The following is a 16,079-nucleotide window of genomic DNA, read 5'->3' as shown; positions in this document are numbered from 1 at the left end:
TGCGGTGGGCCGGAGCGATGAAGCCTTCGGTTCTTACAGTTATGACAGCGGCGGTCCTTTGGGCCGCCGTTGTTGTTTCTGCGGGCGCTGAGACAGGCAAGAAACCGAAGATCACGGAAGAGATCACCTATTACGATGTCTCGGCGCTGACGTCAGATGGGCTGCGCCGGGAAATGCGCCGCAAGGGGCCGCGCAGCTACTGGGCCTATGCGCAGTGGTGGGTGTCTTGGACGGACAGCTGTGACATCACGGTGACCCAGACAATTGAAATGCCGCGCCACACCCGGCTGGAGGACCTGCCGCCTGAATTGCGGGTGCGCTGGGACAGTATGGTGCGGGCGCTGTTGCGGCACGAACGGTTGCACACCCGACATGGCGAATTGGCGGCGGGGGAGATTGCGATGGCCAAGTGTCAGGGGGCCTATCAGATCATCGATCGTTGGGCGAACCAGGATAGGGTGCTGGACCGCCGCACCGATCATGGCCGCAAAGAAGGGGTCACGCTGCCGTAACTAGGTGGTCACGGCGGCCTGCCAATCGGTCAGGAACTGCATGATCTCAGCTGAATCCCGCAGTCTGGGGGAGGGCCGTTTGGCTTGCGTTTCCCCAGCGGCCATTGCGGCCTCAACCATCTGTAACTGATGGAAAAACGCATCATATCCGCTATCTGCAACAAAGCGTTCCGGCGTGCCCTCATAAGGGGTCCAGGTGAAACTGTTGCCCTGCGGCGCTGGCAGCCACGGGTTGCTGTCAAACCGCAGGGTGCCCAGATCGGTGGCGATGGTAAATTCATGCGCCATGCCGTAGCCATCGGTGGAGTGCAGCGTGGCCAGAACGCCATTGTCAAAGCGCACCGTGACAGCCGTGTCCCGCAGGTTGCCATCATGTCCGGCATTGCCGCTGGCCTGTAGCTGACGGTTGGCAAAGGCATCCTCCCCACACATGGCCTGCACCACCAGATGCAATAGAGACGCCGGGTAGCAACCAAGATTGTAGAGCGTGCCGCCACCAGCAGGGTTCACCACCTGCCAGATATCGGCGGCGTAAAACCCCTGCACATGGCGCAGCTGACCAAACCGGCCGGTGCGCAGCAGATCCAGCAGCTTGTGATGCATGGGATGGGACAGGTACATCAGCCCCTCGGCAAAAAACGTCTGGGCCTTTTCTGCCCCGGCCACCAAAGCCGAGGCATCGCTCATGGTGACGGTCAGCGATTTTTCACACAGCACCGCCTTGCCAGCGGCCAAAGCTTCAAGGCTGTAGTCTTTGTGCAGATGATTGGGCAGGCCGATATAGACCGCCTCTACCTCAGGATTTTGCAGCAGCTCCTGGTAGGAGTCGGTGGCATGGGCGGTTCCATATTCCGCCTGAAGCGCATCGCGGGTTTCAGCGGTGCGGCCGAATATGCACTGCGCGGTGGAGCCTTCGTTCAGCGCGATTGCGTCCAGCATGGCCCGGGTGATGAACCCCGATCCAACAATGCCCCATTTTGCCATTGGTCCGCTCCTTCTTTGCAGGGGGCGGAGTGTCACCGAAATAGGGCAGCGCGCAAGAGGGCATTTGGGTAGCGTTGGGGCAGGTCAAACCTGACGGGGAAAATATAGCCGAAGTTTTCCTTTTGCCGGGGCGGGCGGGGCGCTAGCGTTTCAGTCATAGTTTGGGACGGGGCCTTGCCCCAATTCAGGAGAAGACAATGGGCAAACGGGACGATTTGATCGCGCAATATGCGGCGGACCTGAAGGAAAAATGCGGCATGGAGCCGGATATGGACCTTTTAACGAAGGTAACCATCGGCTGTGGTCCGGCAATTTACGATGCCGATGCCTCGACCGTGGCGGCCAGCCAGCCGAGTGAGCTGGAGACTGTGAAAAACAACTTCCTCATCCGCAAATTGGCGCTGGAGGATGGCCCGCAGCTGATGGAAGCCATTGATAACGTGATCGAAACCTATGGCCGGTCCGAGCGGAACAAATACCGCGCGGTTGTCTACTACATGCTGGTCAAACACTTCGGCAAAGAAGCGATCTACGGTTGAGGGCTCGGGTTATCCCGCTGAATTTTAACCGTTTTGTCTGCACTTGCCGTTTGGGGTAGGGGGGCAAAGCCGGTATAACCCCCGCAACCGTCATCCGTTCCACGGGTGGATCTTGGGGGTGACTGGGACAGGGGCCGATCCATTGAGGTCGGCCTTTTGTCATTTGGCCTCAGCAGCAGACGCAAGCAGGGCTGTAACGCTTTGAAACAAAGCTCCAGCGCATTCCGGCGCGTTTCTGCCGAGGCGCTGGACAGCTGTCGCGCGGCTGCTTAGGAAGGCGTTAATTAATCATAGACCGAAGGTTGTTGCAGTGACCAAACGCTCTCTTTTTGGCACCGATGGGGTGCGCGGACTGACCAATACCCCCCCAATGACAGCCGAACTGGCGATGCGGCTGGGTGCAGCTGCCGGGCGTTATTTCCGCCGCGATCAGCAGGAACACCGGGTGGTGATCGGCAAAGACACGCGCCTGTCGGGCTACATGCTGGAAAACGCGCTGACGGCTGGGTTTACCTCCACGGGGATGAACGTTCTGCTGCTGGGGCCGATGCCAACACCGGCGGTTGGGTTTCTAACCCATTCCATGCGTGCCGATGTGGGCGTCATGATCTCGGCCAGCCACAACCCGGCCTATGACAACGGCATCAAATTCTTTGGTCCAGATGGTTTCAAGCTGTCGGATGAGGCCGAAGTTGAGATCGAGCGCCTGCTGAACGAAGGCGTGGAACTGGCGGCCCCCCAGAACATTGGCCGCGCCAAGCGGATTGATGATGCTCTGGGTCGCTATGTGGAATATGCCAAGACCACCTTCCCCAATTCGCTGCGTCTGGATGGGCTGCGCGTGGTGCTGGATTGCGCCAATGGTGCCGCCTATAAAGCCGCGCCTGCCGTCCTGTGGGAACTGGGCGCCGAGGTGATCCCGGTGGGCGTGAACCCAAATGGCCACAACATCAACGAAAACTGCGGCTCAACCAGCACCGCGACTGCGGCGGCCAAAGTGCGCGAAGTGCGGGCCAATCTGGGCATCTGTCTGGATGGCGATGCGGATCGTGTGATCATTCTGGACGAAAACGGCGAACAGGCCGATGGCGACCAGATCATGGCGCTGATCGCCTCTTCCTGGAAGCGCGAAGGCCGGCTGAAGGGCGACACGCTGGTGGCCACTGTGATGTCGAACCTTGGCATGGAAAACTTCCTGCGGGATGAAGGCATCCATCTGGAGCGCACCGCGGTTGGCGACCGTTATGTTGTTGAAAGCATGCGTAAAAACGGTTTTGCGCTGGGTGGTGAGCAATCCGGCCATATCGTCATGACCGATTACGCCACCACCGGTGATGGCCTGATTGCCGGTCTGCAATTCATGAAGGCGATGGTGGAAACCGGCAAGAAAGCCAGCGAATTGGCGCAGGTGTTCACCCCGGTACCGCAGATCCTGCGCAACGTGCGCTACGCCGCGGGCAAAACCCCGCTGGAGGCGGATCAGGTCCAGCAGGCGATTGCTGATGGTGAAAAGCAGCTGAACGGCGATGGTCGCCTGCTGATCCGCAAATCGGGCACCGAGCCGCTGATCCGTGTGATGGGCGAAGCCAACGATCAGGGCAAGCTGGATGCGGTGATCACCCAGATCTGTAAGGCTGTGGAGTCGGCGGCGTCTTAAACCGCCGCACCCGGTTGTCTTGGTTACAATAGCGTCAGAACGGCGCCCATGACCGCGCAGCCGATTGTGGCATAGCCGCCGTCAATCACGATCAGCGCCTTGGGGCGGCCGGCAAAGGTGTAGTTGGTCGCAATCCATGGGGTTGCCAGAAACAGGCCGATGCCCAGCCCGGCGACAAGCCCTTCGCCCAGCATATCGATCCCCGACAGGGTAAAGATATGGCGCATCATGCCTGCAACGATGATCGCGCAGACAAATGAAACGATATAAGGCACTGGGTTTGATCGGTTTTCTGGCTGCCCATCTTCGCCAAGTTTCACACCTGACGCGGTCATCCAGGGTTTGGCCAGGCTCATGTACCAGATGGCCCCAAACACATAGCTCGCGGCTGCGGCCGCGATGACGGATAGAATTTCCATTTGTCCCTCCCATTGCGCAGGTCGTTGCCTGCCTAGGAAAGCTTAGACAAATTGCGCCGTCTGGCTAGAGGGTTTGCCCGCAAATTAGGCGCCCGCTCAGGCGTCGATCCCGGCTTTCTGGCAGATCACCTGCCATTCTTCGGCGGTGACCGGCTGCACCGACAGGCGGGAGTTTTTGACCAGCACCATATCAGAAAGCCGCTCGTCACCCTTGATTTCATCCAGAGTGACCGGTGTTTTGACCGGCATGACCGCTTTGATGTCGACGCATTCCCAGCGGTCATCATCAGTGGTGCTGTCAGGATGCGCCTCGGCGCAGACCTCAACAATGCCGACGACCGATTTTTCCTTCTGCGAGTGGTAGAAGAAGCCCCGGTCGCCGATGTTCATGTCGCGCATGAAGTTGCGCGCCTGGTAATTGCGCACGCCGTCCCATTCTTCGCCCGCCTCACCTTTGGCGACCTGTTGGTCCCAGCTCCAGGTGGAGGGTTCAGATTTGAACAGCCAGTAGCGCATCAGCCAATTACCTTGTTCCAGTGGATCAGCTCTACGCTAGCGAAGAGTTCGGCCTTGGCATAGGGGTCATTCGCGGCCCAGTCTTCGGCGGCTGCCATATTGGCCACATCCAGCACGATGAGTGAGCCACACATCTGTTCGTCCCCATCCAGCAGCGGGCCCGCCTGCGCGACAACGCCGGTTTCTTTCAGATAGGCGATGTGGTTTTCACGGTTGGCTTTTCGGATTTCCAGCGCGCCGGGTTTGTCCTTGGCGATCAGTGCGATGAGCATTCATTCCTCCTTCAATGGTCGGGAAAGCAACCTGTCCATCAGGTCGCGTAGGTCGTGGTGACCCTCCAGCAGCGCAACAACGGCGCTGGTGATGGGCATATCGATTTGCATGTCGCTGGCGCGGGTCAGAACAGCACGGGCGGTGGCGGCACCTTCCACGGTGATGGAGCCGTCAAATCCTTCGCCCCGGCCCAGCGACAGGCCAAAACTGTAGTTGCGCGATTGCGCCGAGGTGCAGGTCAGCGTCAGATCACCAAAGCCCGACAGCCCTGCCAGTGTTTCCGGCCGCGCCCCCAGTGCCAGCGCCATCCGCTGCATTTCGGCGTAGCCCCGTGTCATGATCGCGGCCCGTGCGCTTTCGCCCAGACCTGCGCCCATGACGGTGCCAGCGGCGATGGCGATGACGTTTTTCAATGCGCCGCCCAGTTCCGCCCCGGTGGTGTCTGTGGTGCGGTAGAGCCGCAGGGTAGGGGTGGTCAGCTGTTCCTGCAGATCCTTGCACAGATCGGCATCGGCGCAGGCCAGTGTGACAGCGGTGGGCAGGCCACGGGCAATGTCGGCCGCAAAGCTGGGGCCGGTCAGGATCGCAGGCGTTGCTGAGGGGATCAGTTTCGCCAGCAAGGAGGTCGGCCCGAGGCCCGAGGTCAGCTCCACCCCTTTGCAGCAGGCGACCAGGGGGCGATGTTCCAGCGCTGCGCCGTGGGCCCCAACCATATCGCGCAGCTTTTGCATCGGGATCGACAGCAGCACGGGGATGCCTGCCGGGATGTCATTGATATCCGCCGTCACGCGCAGCGTGTCGGGGAAGGGCAGGCCGGGCAGGCGGCGGGTATTTTCGCGGGCCTTGGCCATTTCCGCCACATGTTCTGCGTCGCGCGACCACATCAGCACCTCGGTGCCTTTGGCGGCGATCGAAATGGCCAGCGCCGTGCCAAAGGCACCAGAACCGCAAACCGCAATCATGCCTTTGCCCCTTTCTTGCCTGATCCCAACAGGGCCGGGGCCTTTTTATCCAGTGGCCAGCGTGGGCGGGCCGCCAGCGTCATGTCATCGCAGTGCCCGGCGCGAAACCGCTCCATCCCGGCGTAGGCGATCATCGCGGCATTGTCCGTGCACAGCGCCAGCGGCGGCGCGGTGAAGGCGACGCCAAATTCCGCGCAGACCGCTTGCAACCGGCTGCGGATGGCTTGGTTCGCGGCCACACCGCCGGCGACGGCGATGGTGGGGGGTGCGGGGTTTTCCGCCAGATAAAGCTGTAGGGCGCGGCGGGTCTTTTCGGCCAAAACATCGGTCACAGCGGCCTGAAACCCCGCCGCCAGATCGCTGCGGTCCTGTTCGGTCAGCCCACCTTTGGCCGCCACAACCTCATCCCGCGCACGCAGGATGGCGGTTTTCAGGCCTGAAAAGGACATGTCACAGCCGGGCCGGTCCAGCAGCGGGCGGGGCAGGCGCCAGCGTTTTGGATCGCCGGATTTTGCGGCTTGTTCCACCGAAGGCCCGCCGGGCTGCGGCAATCCCAGCAGACGGGCGGTTTTGTCAAAAGCTTCGCCCGGTGCATCGTCGATAGTGCCACCAAGGCGGGTGAACTCCTCAGGCCCATGGGCCAGCAGGAACTGGCAATGCCCGCCGGACACCAGCAGCATCAGATAGGGAAACTCGGTTTGATCGGTCAGCCGCGGTGTCAGCGCGTGACCGGCCAGATGGTTCACCCCAATCAGCGGTTTGCCAAGGGCAGCCGATAGCCCCTTGGCGCACATCACACCGGACAGCACGCCGCCGATCAGCCCGGGGCCGGCGGTCACCGCAATGGCGTCAATGGCATCAAACCCTAGGCCCGCGGCCTCCATCGCCTGTTTGACCGACACATCCAGTTTTTCGGCATGGGCGCGGGCGGCAATTTCCGGCACAACACCGCCGAAGGCCGCGTGCAGATCTGTCTGGCCATAGACGGTGGAGGCCAGAATTTCCGGCATCTCACCGGGGGTGTGGCGCACCACAGCCGCCGCCGTGTCATCGCAGCTGCTTTCCAAACCCAAGACTGTCAGCGTGCCACCCATGGCGTCCGCCCTCACCGTTGCAAGAAGATCCTCCCGCAGGTAACACCGCAAGGAGGTTCAAACAATCCCGGCGGGCGAAATGGCACAGCTTCTGTTGACCCGGCCCCAAGAGGGCGCAGACCGATTTGCCGCTTTGCTGCGCAGGTCAGGGTTTGATGCGCCGATTGTGACCTCCCCCTTGTTGCAGATCGTGCCATTGGCTGCGCCAGAGCTGGCAGATCTGACTGAGGATCAGGCGGTGATTTTCACCTCCCGCAACGGTGTTGCGGCAGCGCCTGTAGGTCAAGGACGGCTGGCCTATGTGGTAGGGGCGTCCACCGGCCACGCGGCCAAAGCGGCGGGATACCGCGTGGTGCAGGCGGATGGGGATGCGGAGGCGCTGTTCCGGCGGATATTGGCCGACCATCAGGCGGGGAACCTAACCGGCGATCTGGTGCATCTGCATGGTCGCCACACCCGCGGGGATCTGGCGCAGCGTTTGACCGCAGCTGGCATTCCGACCAAGGGCGCGGTGATCTACGAACAGATTGCTATGCCCCTGTCTGAGGCGGCGAAATCGCTGCTTTCCGGCGCAGAACCGGTGATTTTGCCGATTTTTTCCCCGCGCACGGCAGCGTTGTTGCTGGCAGAGTGTCAGCAGATGGAAAGAACCGCGCCGCTGTTTGTTGCAGCGATCAGCCCGGCCGCTGATGTGGAGCTGGGCATGTTGCAAGCGGTGCAGCGTCAGATATTGCCCAATCCGACAGCAGATGCGATGGCTGCCGCAGTGCAGAGACTGATGGCCGCAGCGCAGCGCCTTGAGGGTGAAATCCGGCAGCGGTAACCTTACATCAGTAGATGTGTTTTGATTTTTGAGATTCGAAAGGAAGGCCCAGGTGTCCGAACCCAAGACCTCCGCCGGTGGCACAGACTCCGAAACCGACGATCCCAAACGGGATGTCATTGAAGATGCCGTTGTTTTGGATGACCCGACGGATGACCCGGCAGAGGTGTCTACAGAGGGGGATGAGGCGCCTCAGCCTGATGCGCCAGAGGCCGAAGATGCCGTCGCTGATGAAGGTGCTGAAGATAGCGCAGCAGTTGACGCCGCCTCTGAGGCCACAGCGGAGGCGCCTGAAAAAGCACCTGTAGAGGCAGCTGCGCCTAAACGTGGTTTCGTGCCGGTCTTCCTGGGTGGTGTTGCAGCCGCAGCGCTGGGTGCCGGTGTGGCGCTGTTCCTGTTTCCCAATGGCATTGGTGGGCAGGATGACACGGTTCAGCAGCAGATCCTTGCAGATCTGGCCGCCCAGACCGAAGCGGTTGCCGCGCTTGAGGCCAAATTGGCCAACCTCTCCCTGCCGCCGGATCTGACGGCAGAGGTTGCCGCGCTTAATGCACCGATGGCCGCGCAGGCGCAGCAGTTGGCCACACATGAAACCCGGATTGAGATGCTGTCGGCCCTTATCGGGGATCTGGAAAAGCGCCCCATCGCCGACAATCTGGCGCCAGAGGCGATCGCGGCCTATGAGCGTGAATTGAAAGCGCTGCAAACCGCAATGGCCCAGCAACGTGCTGAGGTTGAGGAAAAACTGGCCGAAAGCGCCGCCCTGCGTGCCACTGCTGAGGTGGATGCGCAAACAGCCGCGGCCCGCGATGCCCTGTCGTTGCTGACCCAGGCGGTGGATGGCGGGTTGCCTTTGGGGGCTGCGCTGGCCGCGTTGGAGGGGGCTGGCGTCACGGTGCCTGAGGCATTGAACAGCCTGCAAACGGGTGTGCCGACACTGGCCGCCCTGCAGATCAGTTTCCCCGATGCGGCGCGCGCCGCGCTTGCGGCAGACAACAGTGCCAACGGTGGCAGCGGTGTGACCAATTTCCTGCGTCATCAGTTGGGCGTGCGCTCCTTGACCCCGCAGGAAGGCGATAGCGCAGATGCGATCCTGTCACGGGCCGAGGCCGCGCTGACCGCGGCCGATCTAAGCACCGCCATGGCTGAGCTGAGCAGCCTGCCAGAGGCTGCAGCGGGCGCGATCGCCCCCTGGCTGGGCGATGCGGCAAAACGTGCTGACGCCCTCACCGCGCTGGACGCTTTGCGCCAGTCCGTGATGACCAACTGAGGAGGAACCCATGCTCTGGTCGCTTATCAAGATTGTTGTTTTTGTCCTCCTCGTGGCGGCAGTTACCTTTGGCGCGGATTATCTGATGCAGATCGAAGGCGGCGTGCGGATTGCCCTGATGGGCACCGAAATCACGCTGACCCCACTGGCGACAGTGATCGGTCTGGCGGTGTTGTTGATCTCCCTTTGGGTGCTGTTGAAACTGGCCTCGCTGACTGTGGCGCTGTTGAAGTTCATCAACGGTGACGAAACTGCGCTGAGCCGCTATTTCGACCGCAACCGCGAACGCAAAGGCTATCAGGCCCTGACCGAAGGCATGATGGCCCTCGCCTCAGGCGAGCCACGCGTCGCGATGAGCAAAGCCGCGAAGGCTGAGAAGTTTCTGGGCAAGCCAGAGCTCACCAACCTGCTGACCGCCCAAGCCGCGGAAATGGCCGGCGACAGCAAAAAGGCTGAAGAGGTTTACAAACGTCTGCTCAGCGATGACAGCACCCGTTTTGTCGGTGTGCGCGGCATCATGAAACAGAAACTGGCCGCAGGCGAAGAAGACGTGGCGCGCCAATTGGCGGAAAAGGCCATCGCGCTGAAACCCAAACATGTTGAGGTGCAGGATACCCTGCTGAACCTGCAAACGCGGGCGCAGGATTGGTCAGGTGCGCGTGAAACCCTGTCGCTTAAATTGAAGCAGGGCAGCCTGCCCCGCGATGTGCATAAACGGCGCGATGCGGTGCTGGCGCTCTCGGCGGCCAAGGCCGTGCTGGACACCGATGAAAGCGCCGAAGCACTGGAAGCCGCGGTGGAGGCCAACCGCCTGTCCCCCGATCTGGTGCCGGCCGCCGCGCTGGCCGCGCGCAGCCTGATCGAAAAGGGTCAGGGGCGCAAAGCCGCCAAACTGTTGAAGAAAGCCTGGGAGGCGCAGCCGCACCCCGATCTGGCCGCCGCCTTTGCCGCCATCGCGCCGGAGGAAAGCCCGGCCGAGCGTTTGAAACGGTTCCAGCCGCTCCTGCGCCTGAAGCCGGAGCATCGCGAAAGCAAACTGGTGCTGGCCGAATTGAACATCGCTGCCGAAGATTTCCCCGCGGCCCGCAAGGCACTGGGTGATCTGATCAGCGAAGACCCCGACAGCCGCGCCCTGACCATCATGGCGGCGGTTGAGCGGGGCGAAGGCAGTTCGGATACGGTGGTGAAGGGCTGGCTGGCCCGGGCGCTCAATGCGCCGCGCGGTCCGCAATGGGTCTGCACCAACTGCCACAACATCCACAGCGATTGGGCGCCAGTCTGCGAAAACTGTCAGGCCTTTGATACGCTCAGCTGGCAGGTGCCCCCTGCGGGTGCGGTGGACAGTGCCACGGGCGTGCAGATGCTGCCCCTGATCGTTGGCGCACTGGAAGAGGCCACTGCGCCCGAACAGCCTGAGGCGGTTCAGGCGGCAGAGCCTGCGCAGGATGATCCCACGCCGGACGTCGCCGAAGTGTCGGAGGCTGAGATCATTCCGATGCCGACAGATCACGTGATTGACGACCCTGACACCCCCCGTCAGGCCGCAAATGACGGATCAAAATAGGTCTTTTCCCAGACCGGGCGGGGTGCTATAGCCCCGCCACCAAGTGCCTCAATAGCTCAGCTGGTAGAGCAGGTCCTTCGTAAGGACAAGGTCGGGGGTTCGAGTCCCTCTTGAGGCACCACTTCTCACGTCAACGCATTGTAATCCCTCAGTTTCTTGGTGAAACAACGCGGGTGTAGGACATGGCGTATGACATTTCGGTCCCCTTCTCTTTCAAGAAGTCGGGCATTTATTACTTCGAACGGCGAGTCCCACGAGACCTGAGACGTCATTATTCGTCTGGCAAAATCGCGTATTCCCTCCGTACGAGGTCAGCTGGGGTTGCTTCGTCTAGAGCGATCAAGGCCGCTCAACAGTTGGATGAGTACTGGTATCATCTGCGGCTACAGCGTCGGGACTTGCCTGGAAAACACCTACTGAGGTTTGCACCTTCTCCAAGTGAGACAGTCGCCCCGGCCCCGGATGTGCCCAAGCAATCCTCAGTCTCCCTGTCAGAGGCCGTATCGATCTATTTACGTCTCAAGGGGCAGGGGAAGACCATCACCTTCGTGCGGGCAGCTGAGCGGGCCTGTGGTTACGTTATTGACGCCTGTGGTGACAGAGACTTGCTGGACTACACCAAAAAAGACGCGAAAATAATGGTGAGTCCCAAACTGGTACCGGGAATCTTCCCACATCTCGCGGCGCGGTTTGTTATCTGGCGAATGACCGGATCGTGCATAAGTGGCAAGCCTATGCCGGGCGCTTCGAACCCGTGACCGTCCGGGCCCACCTGCGCAGCATCCGTATGTTAGAGGTTCATCTTGGCGGCAAAGCTTTCGACAAGGTCACCCCGACGGACGCGGCCGCCTTCCGCGACCACTTGGTCAAGCTGGGTCAAACCCCTAAAGTGGATGGTGGATTGAGCAACTCCACCATCCGCCATCACGCGTCTCAGGTGCGTCAGTTCTTCGAGTGGCTTCGCATACAGGATGGCTATAAGCGCCTCAGTCAGAACATCTTGCTCAACCTCGAGCTGCCTAAAGCGGTGCGCGCAAAAACACTGCCGCGTGAAGACCGGGACTATCTCACGATCGAAGAAGCAGAAGGGATGTTGGCGAAGATGCCCGGCAGCACGATCGCAGAACGTCGAGACCGGGCCATCATCGCTTGTGCCTATATCTGCGGATTGCGCGCAGCGGCCCTTACCACGCTTCGCCTGAAGCACATCGACATGCAGAAGAAGGAAATGCTCCAGGACGCCACCGAAATGCGGGCCAAGAACGGCAAGAGCTTTCGCAGTTTCTTCTTCCCTCGCACGGAAGCCTTCCAGCAGGTTCTTGGTGAATGGCTGACCGAACTTGGGGCCCTTGGCTTTACCGAGGATGACGCAGTCTTCCCCAGCTTGAATGATCTGACCTACCACGCACCCGGTGCCGCCCCGGTGTCTCCAATGCAATCCTCCGCCGCGGTAGGCAATGCCTTCAAGGTCGCCACGGCCCTGATTGCTCGCTGTTGCACACCGCACTCTGCACGCGACACATTGGTCTACCTAGGCAACGAACTGACGAGCTCACGTAAAGAAGAAAGGGCCTTCTCCCTCAACCTTGGGCATGCGAGGCCGCAAATCAAAGAAACCTACTATGCCAAAATGACGGACGAGCAACGTCGGAGCACGATCGAAGGGCTTTGTGCAGGAACCCAGTTTACCGCCAAGGAGCAGTCAATGGTTCTCGACTTTTACGAAAGCCGCTTCGAACGCGGCTCCAAAGAATACAAATACGCCAAACGGCTGGCCGACAGGCGCGCCGCCGCGCGCGATGGGGAGGATGTATTGGAATAGGGTTGGTATCGGCGAGGGCACGTTCACTCAACTGGCCTCCGGGGAACGGTCATGCTTTCTTTGTGGCACACCCTACAGAGAAGGCCGTTTCCAACCCAAGCCAGCCTGCCTCCCTACTGACTGATTGCAAGCGCGCAGACGCAGTTTGGGCGGATAGCTGACTTTCTTTCCATGCGGCCTTAAGGTCCGCTGAGCGGACATTGCCGTCATTCGTTTTCTGACCTTTGCTAACGCAGCAACCATTCGCGCGCAGCAGGTCTTTCGTTGCGATGCAGCAAATGGCACCGAAGCAATCGTTCGTGGCTTGAGATCTGCCTCGAACCAACACGGCACTTTCGCGGCAACCCATGCGGACCATCGAGACGCGGGACGAATTCGCCTTTTTCACACACCGCGTTAGCTAAAGTAGAAACCGTGTCAGACTTATACCTCGATGCAACATATTGCTTTGAAGCTGTCGTTGGACGTAGGGTCACACTTTTTTGATCAATCAATTAAATTGATTGAAAAGCAAAGAACTGCAGCTTGGGTCCGCAGCGCCCATTGAACAAGCCATCAGATCAATTGTGGACTTCGAATCGGTTAGTTTCGTGCCAGTTTGGCTACCCCGATCGAAGCTTCGTCGCTCTTGGAAGTCACCGGTGTTTGACCAAGACTTAGGGCGCGGATCGCGGTCCATTTGGCGTTCTTTGCCCCGCCACCTGCCGTGTAAATACGGGTTGGCGCTGAACCGCCTCTGGTTGATATCTCTTCGTAGCAGCGCGCTTCAATTGCGGCCATTCCTTCCAGCATCGCCTGAAGGAATGTTACCTGATCTTCTGGGCGTGGATGCAACCTCGGCGGCAGGTTCGGATCATTGATCGGAAATCGCTCACCCGGCCCTGCAAGAGGATAGTAATCCAGCCCTGTCGGGCTGTGTGGGTCGATCAGATTGCTCAGTGTTCGCAGCTGCTCGTCGGTGAAATGTTGCTTCAGCACTGCACCGCCAGTGTTCGAAGCCCCTCCAACCAGCCATAAATCACCCAAACGATGTGAATAAAGCCCGACACCCGGGTCATCTATCCGCTTTGCGCTCAGGAGTTTGATCGCGAGCGTTGAGCCAAGCGAGGTGACGGCGACGCCCTCTTCCATTGGTGCGCAAGCAAGAAAAGCAGCGATACTGTCTGTGGTGCCGGCATGGACCATCAGATCCGCGGACAACCCGAATTTTTCGGAAACCTCTTGTGCAATCGGCCCCATCGGAGAGCCCGGATTGTTAACCCGCGGAAGCAATCCCGGATCGATCACCTGATCGATCCACGCAGGCCAGCTTTCCGTTTTGGGATCAAAGCTAGTCTTAAGCGCGTTGTTAAAGTCAGACTGCCCACCCTGCCCCATGATCTTTGCCGCAATGAAATCCGCCTGGTGCAGCAGGTGAGCGGGGGAACCCTCTGACAGAGCAACCAGTCGCATGGCACGAGCCAGCGCCGAATTGCTTCCCAAGGTGATGTGTGGACCATCCACCAGAGCGGCGATCTGATTTGCCTCAGTATCAAACCCGCCGGAATTATACATCAACCCCGGGCTGACGGGTGTCAGATCCCGATCTGTCAACACCATAGTACCGGACGTGCCATCTACTGCCACACCGCTGATAGCGGACGGATCGATCCCGAGTTCTTTCAGTGCCGACATCTGCCGGGACAGGCATTGCTCGACCGCTTGCCACCAGCCCATTGCGTCGATCTTTGCCGGATCCTGCGGGGGATGCTCTGAACGGGCCATGGAAACAAGCCGTTCCCCCTCCACGACGGCGGTACGAACACCTGACGTCCCGATATCGATCCCAAGCGCCAGCATCAGGAACGCGCTGCCAGGGCCTGACGGTATTTCTCGGCATCCCAATTGAGCAACTCGGCTTCGGCCTCTGCACCAATTGGATCAACCGTCCAATCCTCTGGCAACCGCGCTAAAACGTCCTTAAGACACCGCAGCATCGCCTTTTGCGAGGATGTTGCACCATCCCGGATCAAGACACCCTGTCCGGGCTTCAGAACCGCTGCTGGCGAGGTCTCATTATCCTCTGTCGGCAAGGCAGGGCCAAGAAAGACAACATGGTCCGGGTAGTATGTTCCCGTCAAAGCCAGTTCGGCCGCGCGCGTGTTGGTGGCCAACCAACCCTGTTCGGACCAGCCAAAACCTTCCGGAGCGGTTTCGTTTGGTTTTTCTGAAAAAGAAACGTTCGCGGGTAAATCAAGACGGCTTTCCACGTCTTCGATAAGCGCCTGAACCTGCTCTACGGTGTCACCGCAACAGATCAGCCCATGGTTCTGCAGAATGACAGCCTGTGTGTCGGGCTGAACCCGCGCCAGAATTTCACGTGTCAAAGGCAAACCCGGTTTCGCATAGGGCACCATTACAACAGGAAGGCCTTGCAGCTTTTCTTTTGCAATCCGGCGCCCTTCTGGGCTGATCGCATGCGTGATCGTCGCAACCGAATGTGTGTGAACGACGACGGCCCAATCCAGCGCGGCATGAAAGGTCGTCTCAATCGACGGACGGAGATTAAGCGTCGGGTCAAGGATGGCCGATTTGCAGCTGCCATCCCCGGCTTCTTCGCGGGCCTCTGCCACGGCAGCGGCGCGATCAACAGCTACGAAAATGCTTGTGCGTTCTGCATCGGCGAGTTCGGTACCCGACGCCTTGATCCACATAACCTCAGCGTCCTTGATGGATGTGTTTCCTCCCGGCCCCTGGACGCGCAAAGGGTTCTGTCCAAGCGATGCTGACAGTTTGCGGAAAGCGGATGTGAGCATTTCGGGTCTGGTCATCTGATTTGTCTCATTCGAAAAGTTGGCGCGCGCGTTTTCTTTTCCGTAACCAATGCAGCAAGAGTCGTTTCGGCATCCCCGGTCTCAAAGGCATCGGCGTAAAGTCCGCCCTCGATCAAAAGGCTGTCCCAGCCCGCTGATTGAGCCCCTGCGATGTCGTGCTCAAGGCTGTCCCCGACCATCAAGAGCTGCTTGCTGCCCAACACGTCCTGCAAGGTTTCGAAGACGGGCAAATGTGGCTTGCCATAAAATCGAACGCGACCGCCCATGTCCTTGTAAGCAAAGGCCAGCGCCCCTGGCGAGAGAACAAGACCGTCGGCTCTCGGGCTACTGCGATCCGGGTTTGTGCAAAACACCGGCAAATCCTTAGACAGTGCGGTATCAAGAATACCCTTCCAGGCTTCAATTTGAGACCCGTCCGGAAGCCCCATCAACAAGATGGCGTCGGCCCCGTCAATGTTATCGCAGAGCGAAATATCAAGGCCCTGTGCCCAGCTTGTCGCGTCTCCGACGCTGCGCTCCACCGCAAAAAACACCGTTTCGCGAATTTGGCCCGCCGCGATCTCGGTCCACAGGGCTTCGCCGCTGGTCATGACATGCTCGAACAGTCCGGCGTCAAAACCCATCGCTTGGATACGGCCCGCATTGGGGGTTGACCGCTTGCCCGAATTGGACAGGACAGCCATCCTGTGCCCTTTCCGATGCAACGTCCGCAGGCAGTCGACGGCACCGGAATAGGGCGTGCTGCCATTGTGCAGCACCCCCCATTGATCAAAGACTATGGCATCATAGTCTGACGCGACATCAAGAAGGGTGTCGATAACCCTGGTCATC

General features: G+C 59.9%; 17 protein-coding genes and 1 tRNA gene. 9 read left to right on the top strand and 9 right to left on the bottom strand.

Features of this window, described 5'->3' with window-relative positions; translation table 11 throughout:
• Window positions 1-17 precede the first annotated feature (17 nt).
• Window positions 18-512, top strand: coding sequence for a DUF922 domain-containing protein (locus tag ACORLH_RS21845; RefSeq protein WP_321830430.1), 495 nt, complete (start codon window positions 18-20; stop codon window positions 510-512).
• On the opposite strand, the gene ACORLH_RS21840 is transcribed toward ACORLH_RS21845, so the two are convergent.
• A complete protein-coding gene (locus ACORLH_RS21840) occupies window positions 513-1,496 on the bottom strand; it encodes a Gfo/Idh/MocA family oxidoreductase (protein ID WP_321830429.1) in 984 nt (327 codons plus the stop codon).
• Between the two features lie 197 nt (window positions 1,497-1,693).
• On the opposite strand from ACORLH_RS21840, the gene ACORLH_RS21835 reads away from it, so the two are divergent.
• Both ACORLH_RS21835 and glmM read left to right on the top strand, forming a co-directional pair.
• Window positions 1,694-2,035, top strand: a complete 342-nt coding sequence (locus tag ACORLH_RS21835) for a DUF2853 family protein (RefSeq protein ID WP_321830428.1) — start codon at window positions 1,694-1,696, stop codon at window positions 2,033-2,035.
• A gap of 310 nt (window positions 2,036-2,345) precedes the next feature.
• Window positions 2,346-3,692 carry a phosphoglucosamine mutase gene (glmM, locus tag ACORLH_RS21830; protein ID WP_321830427.1) on the top strand — a complete coding sequence of 449 codons (1,347 nt, stop codon included), beginning with the start codon at window positions 2,346-2,348 and terminating at the stop codon, window positions 3,690-3,692.
• 23 nt (window positions 3,693-3,715) lie between these two features.
• Here the strand turns inward: glmM and ACORLH_RS21825 are convergent, their stop codons facing one another.
• The 5 genes from ACORLH_RS21825 to tsaD all read right to left on the bottom strand — a co-directional run bounded on the left by ACORLH_RS21825 (window position 3,716) and on the right by tsaD (window position 6,956).
• Entirely contained in the window at window positions 3,716-4,111 is a 396-nt protein-coding gene (locus ACORLH_RS21825; RefSeq protein WP_321830426.1) for a DUF1761 domain-containing protein, read from the bottom strand.
• 96 nt (window positions 4,112-4,207) lie between these two features.
• Window positions 4,208-4,627, bottom strand: a complete 420-nt coding sequence (locus tag ACORLH_RS21820) for an EVE domain-containing protein (protein WP_321830425.1) — start codon at window positions 4,625-4,627, stop codon at window positions 4,208-4,210.
• Window positions 4,627-4,899, bottom strand: coding sequence for a YciI family protein (locus tag ACORLH_RS21815; protein ID WP_321830424.1), 273 nt, complete (start codon window positions 4,897-4,899; stop codon window positions 4,627-4,629). The genes ACORLH_RS21820 and ACORLH_RS21815 overlap by 1 nt, the downstream gene beginning before the upstream one ends.
• Window positions 4,900-5,862: an NAD(P)H-dependent glycerol-3-phosphate dehydrogenase gene (locus ACORLH_RS21810; protein ID WP_321830423.1), complete on the bottom strand. Its 963-nt coding sequence runs from the start codon at window positions 5,860-5,862 to the stop codon at window positions 4,900-4,902.
• Window positions 5,859-6,956 carry a tRNA (adenosine(37)-N6)-threonylcarbamoyltransferase complex transferase subunit TsaD gene (gene tsaD / locus ACORLH_RS21805; RefSeq protein WP_321830422.1) on the bottom strand — a complete coding sequence of 366 codons (1,098 nt, stop codon included), beginning with the start codon at window positions 6,954-6,956 and terminating at the stop codon, window positions 5,859-5,861. The genes ACORLH_RS21810 and tsaD overlap by 4 nt, the downstream gene beginning before the upstream one ends.
• Window positions 6,957-7,035: 79 nt before the next feature.
• Between tsaD and ACORLH_RS21800 the strand changes: the two genes are divergently transcribed.
• The 6 genes from ACORLH_RS21800 to ACORLH_RS21775 all read left to right on the top strand — a co-directional run bounded on the left by ACORLH_RS21800 (window position 7,036) and on the right by ACORLH_RS21775 (window position 12,435).
• Window positions 7,036-7,779: a uroporphyrinogen-III synthase gene (locus ACORLH_RS21800; RefSeq protein WP_321830421.1), complete on the top strand. Its 744-nt coding sequence runs from the start codon at window positions 7,036-7,038 to the stop codon at window positions 7,777-7,779.
• Window positions 7,780-7,831: 52 nt separating this feature from the next.
• Complete coding sequence (locus ACORLH_RS21795) at window positions 7,832-9,049, top strand: hypothetical protein (RefSeq protein ID WP_321830420.1); 1,218 nt, start codon at window positions 7,832-7,834, stop codon at window positions 9,047-9,049.
• Between the two features lie 10 nt (window positions 9,050-9,059).
• Window positions 9,060-10,613, top strand: a complete 1,554-nt coding sequence (locus ACORLH_RS21790; protein ID WP_321830418.1) for a heme biosynthesis protein HemY — start codon at window positions 9,060-9,062, stop codon at window positions 10,611-10,613.
• A 45-nt stretch (window positions 10,614-10,658) separates the two neighbouring features.
• Window positions 10,659-10,734: transfer RNA gene (locus tag ACORLH_RS21785), tRNA-Thr, on the top strand.
• A gap of 61 nt (window positions 10,735-10,795) precedes the next feature.
• Window positions 10,796-11,371 (top strand): DUF6538 domain-containing protein, encoded by a 576-nt coding sequence (locus ACORLH_RS21780; RefSeq protein WP_321830417.1) that lies wholly within the window; start codon window positions 10,796-10,798, stop codon window positions 11,369-11,371.
• Window positions 11,329-12,435, top strand: coding sequence for a tyrosine-type recombinase/integrase (locus ACORLH_RS21775; protein ID WP_321830416.1), 1,107 nt, complete (start codon window positions 11,329-11,331; stop codon window positions 12,433-12,435). The genes ACORLH_RS21780 and ACORLH_RS21775 overlap by 43 nt, the downstream gene beginning before the upstream one ends.
• 582 nt (window positions 12,436-13,017) lie before the next feature.
• Here the strand turns inward: ACORLH_RS21775 and ACORLH_RS21770 are convergent.
• Genes ACORLH_RS21770 through ACORLH_RS21760 form a run of 3 tightly spaced genes read right to left on the bottom strand, consistent with a single transcriptional unit; the run spans window position 13,018 to window position 16,078 of the window.
• Window positions 13,018-14,274 (bottom strand): FGGY-family carbohydrate kinase, encoded by a 1,257-nt coding sequence (locus ACORLH_RS21770; protein WP_321830415.1) that lies wholly within the window; start codon window positions 14,272-14,274, stop codon window positions 13,018-13,020.
• Window positions 14,274-15,245: a class II aldolase/adducin family protein gene (locus tag ACORLH_RS21765; RefSeq protein WP_321830414.1), complete on the bottom strand. Its 972-nt coding sequence runs from the start codon at window positions 15,243-15,245 to the stop codon at window positions 14,274-14,276. Before ACORLH_RS21765 ends, ACORLH_RS21770 begins: the two co-directional genes overlap by 1 nt.
• Window positions 15,242-16,078 (bottom strand): TIGR01459 family HAD-type hydrolase, encoded by an 837-nt coding sequence (locus ACORLH_RS21760; RefSeq protein WP_321830413.1) that lies wholly within the window; start codon window positions 16,076-16,078, stop codon window positions 15,242-15,244. The genes ACORLH_RS21765 and ACORLH_RS21760 overlap by 4 nt, the downstream gene beginning before the upstream one ends.
• Window position 16,079: the final 1 nt, after the last annotated feature.

This window comes from Thalassovita sp. (assembly GCF_963691685.1).
Classification (GTDB): Bacteria; Pseudomonadota; Alphaproteobacteria; order Rhodobacterales; family Rhodobacteraceae; genus Thalassobius.
The sequence above is the reverse complement of the archived record's forward strand: the minus strand, read 5'-3'. Positions and strand labels throughout refer to the sequence as shown.

What these genes read in the sequence shown, in the direction of transcription:
- ACORLH_RS21845 (WP_321830430.1), top strand. Translation starts at nt 18, where the DNA reads ATGAAGCCTTCGGTTCTTACAGTTATGACAGCGGCGGTCCTTTGGGCC.
- ACORLH_RS21840 (WP_321830429.1), bottom strand. Translation starts at nt 1,496, where the DNA reads ATGGCAAAATGGGGCATTGTTGGATCGGGGTTCATCACCCGGGCCATG.
- ACORLH_RS21835 (WP_321830428.1), top strand. Translation starts at nt 1,694, where the DNA reads ATGGGCAAACGGGACGATTTGATCGCGCAATATGCGGCGGACCTGAAG.
- ACORLH_RS21825 (WP_321830426.1), bottom strand. Translation starts at nt 4,111, where the DNA reads ATGGAAATTCTATCCGTCATCGCGGCCGCAGCCGCGAGCTATGTGTTT.
- ACORLH_RS21820 (WP_321830425.1), bottom strand. Translation starts at nt 4,627, where the DNA reads ATGCGCTACTGGCTGTTCAAATCTGAACCCTCCACCTGGAGCTGGGAC.
- ACORLH_RS21815 (WP_321830424.1), bottom strand. Translation starts at nt 4,899, where the DNA reads ATGCTCATCGCACTGATCGCCAAGGACAAACCCGGCGCGCTGGAAATC.
- ACORLH_RS21810 (WP_321830423.1), bottom strand. Translation starts at nt 5,862, where the DNA reads ATGATTGCGGTTTGCGGTTCTGGTGCCTTTGGCACGGCGCTGGCCATT.
- tsaD (WP_321830422.1), bottom strand. Translation starts at nt 6,956, where the DNA reads ATGGGTGGCACGCTGACAGTCTTGGGTTTGGAAAGCAGCTGCGATGAC.
- ACORLH_RS21800 (WP_321830421.1), top strand. Translation starts at nt 7,036, where the DNA reads ATGGCACAGCTTCTGTTGACCCGGCCCCAAGAGGGCGCAGACCGATTT.
- ACORLH_RS21790 (WP_321830418.1), top strand. Translation starts at nt 9,060, where the DNA reads ATGCTCTGGTCGCTTATCAAGATTGTTGTTTTTGTCCTCCTCGTGGCG.
- ACORLH_RS21780 (WP_321830417.1), top strand. Translation starts at nt 10,796, where the DNA reads ATGGCGTATGACATTTCGGTCCCCTTCTCTTTCAAGAAGTCGGGCATT.
- ACORLH_RS21770 (WP_321830415.1), bottom strand. Translation starts at nt 14,274, where the DNA reads ATGCTGGCGCTTGGGATCGATATCGGGACGTCAGGTGTTCGTACCGCC.
- ACORLH_RS21765 (WP_321830414.1), bottom strand. Translation starts at nt 15,245, where the DNA reads ATGACCAGACCCGAAATGCTCACATCCGCTTTCCGCAAACTGTCAGCA.
- ACORLH_RS21760 (WP_321830413.1), bottom strand. Translation starts at nt 16,078, where the DNA reads ATGACCAGGGTTATCGACACCCTTCTTGATGTCGCGTCAGACTATGAT.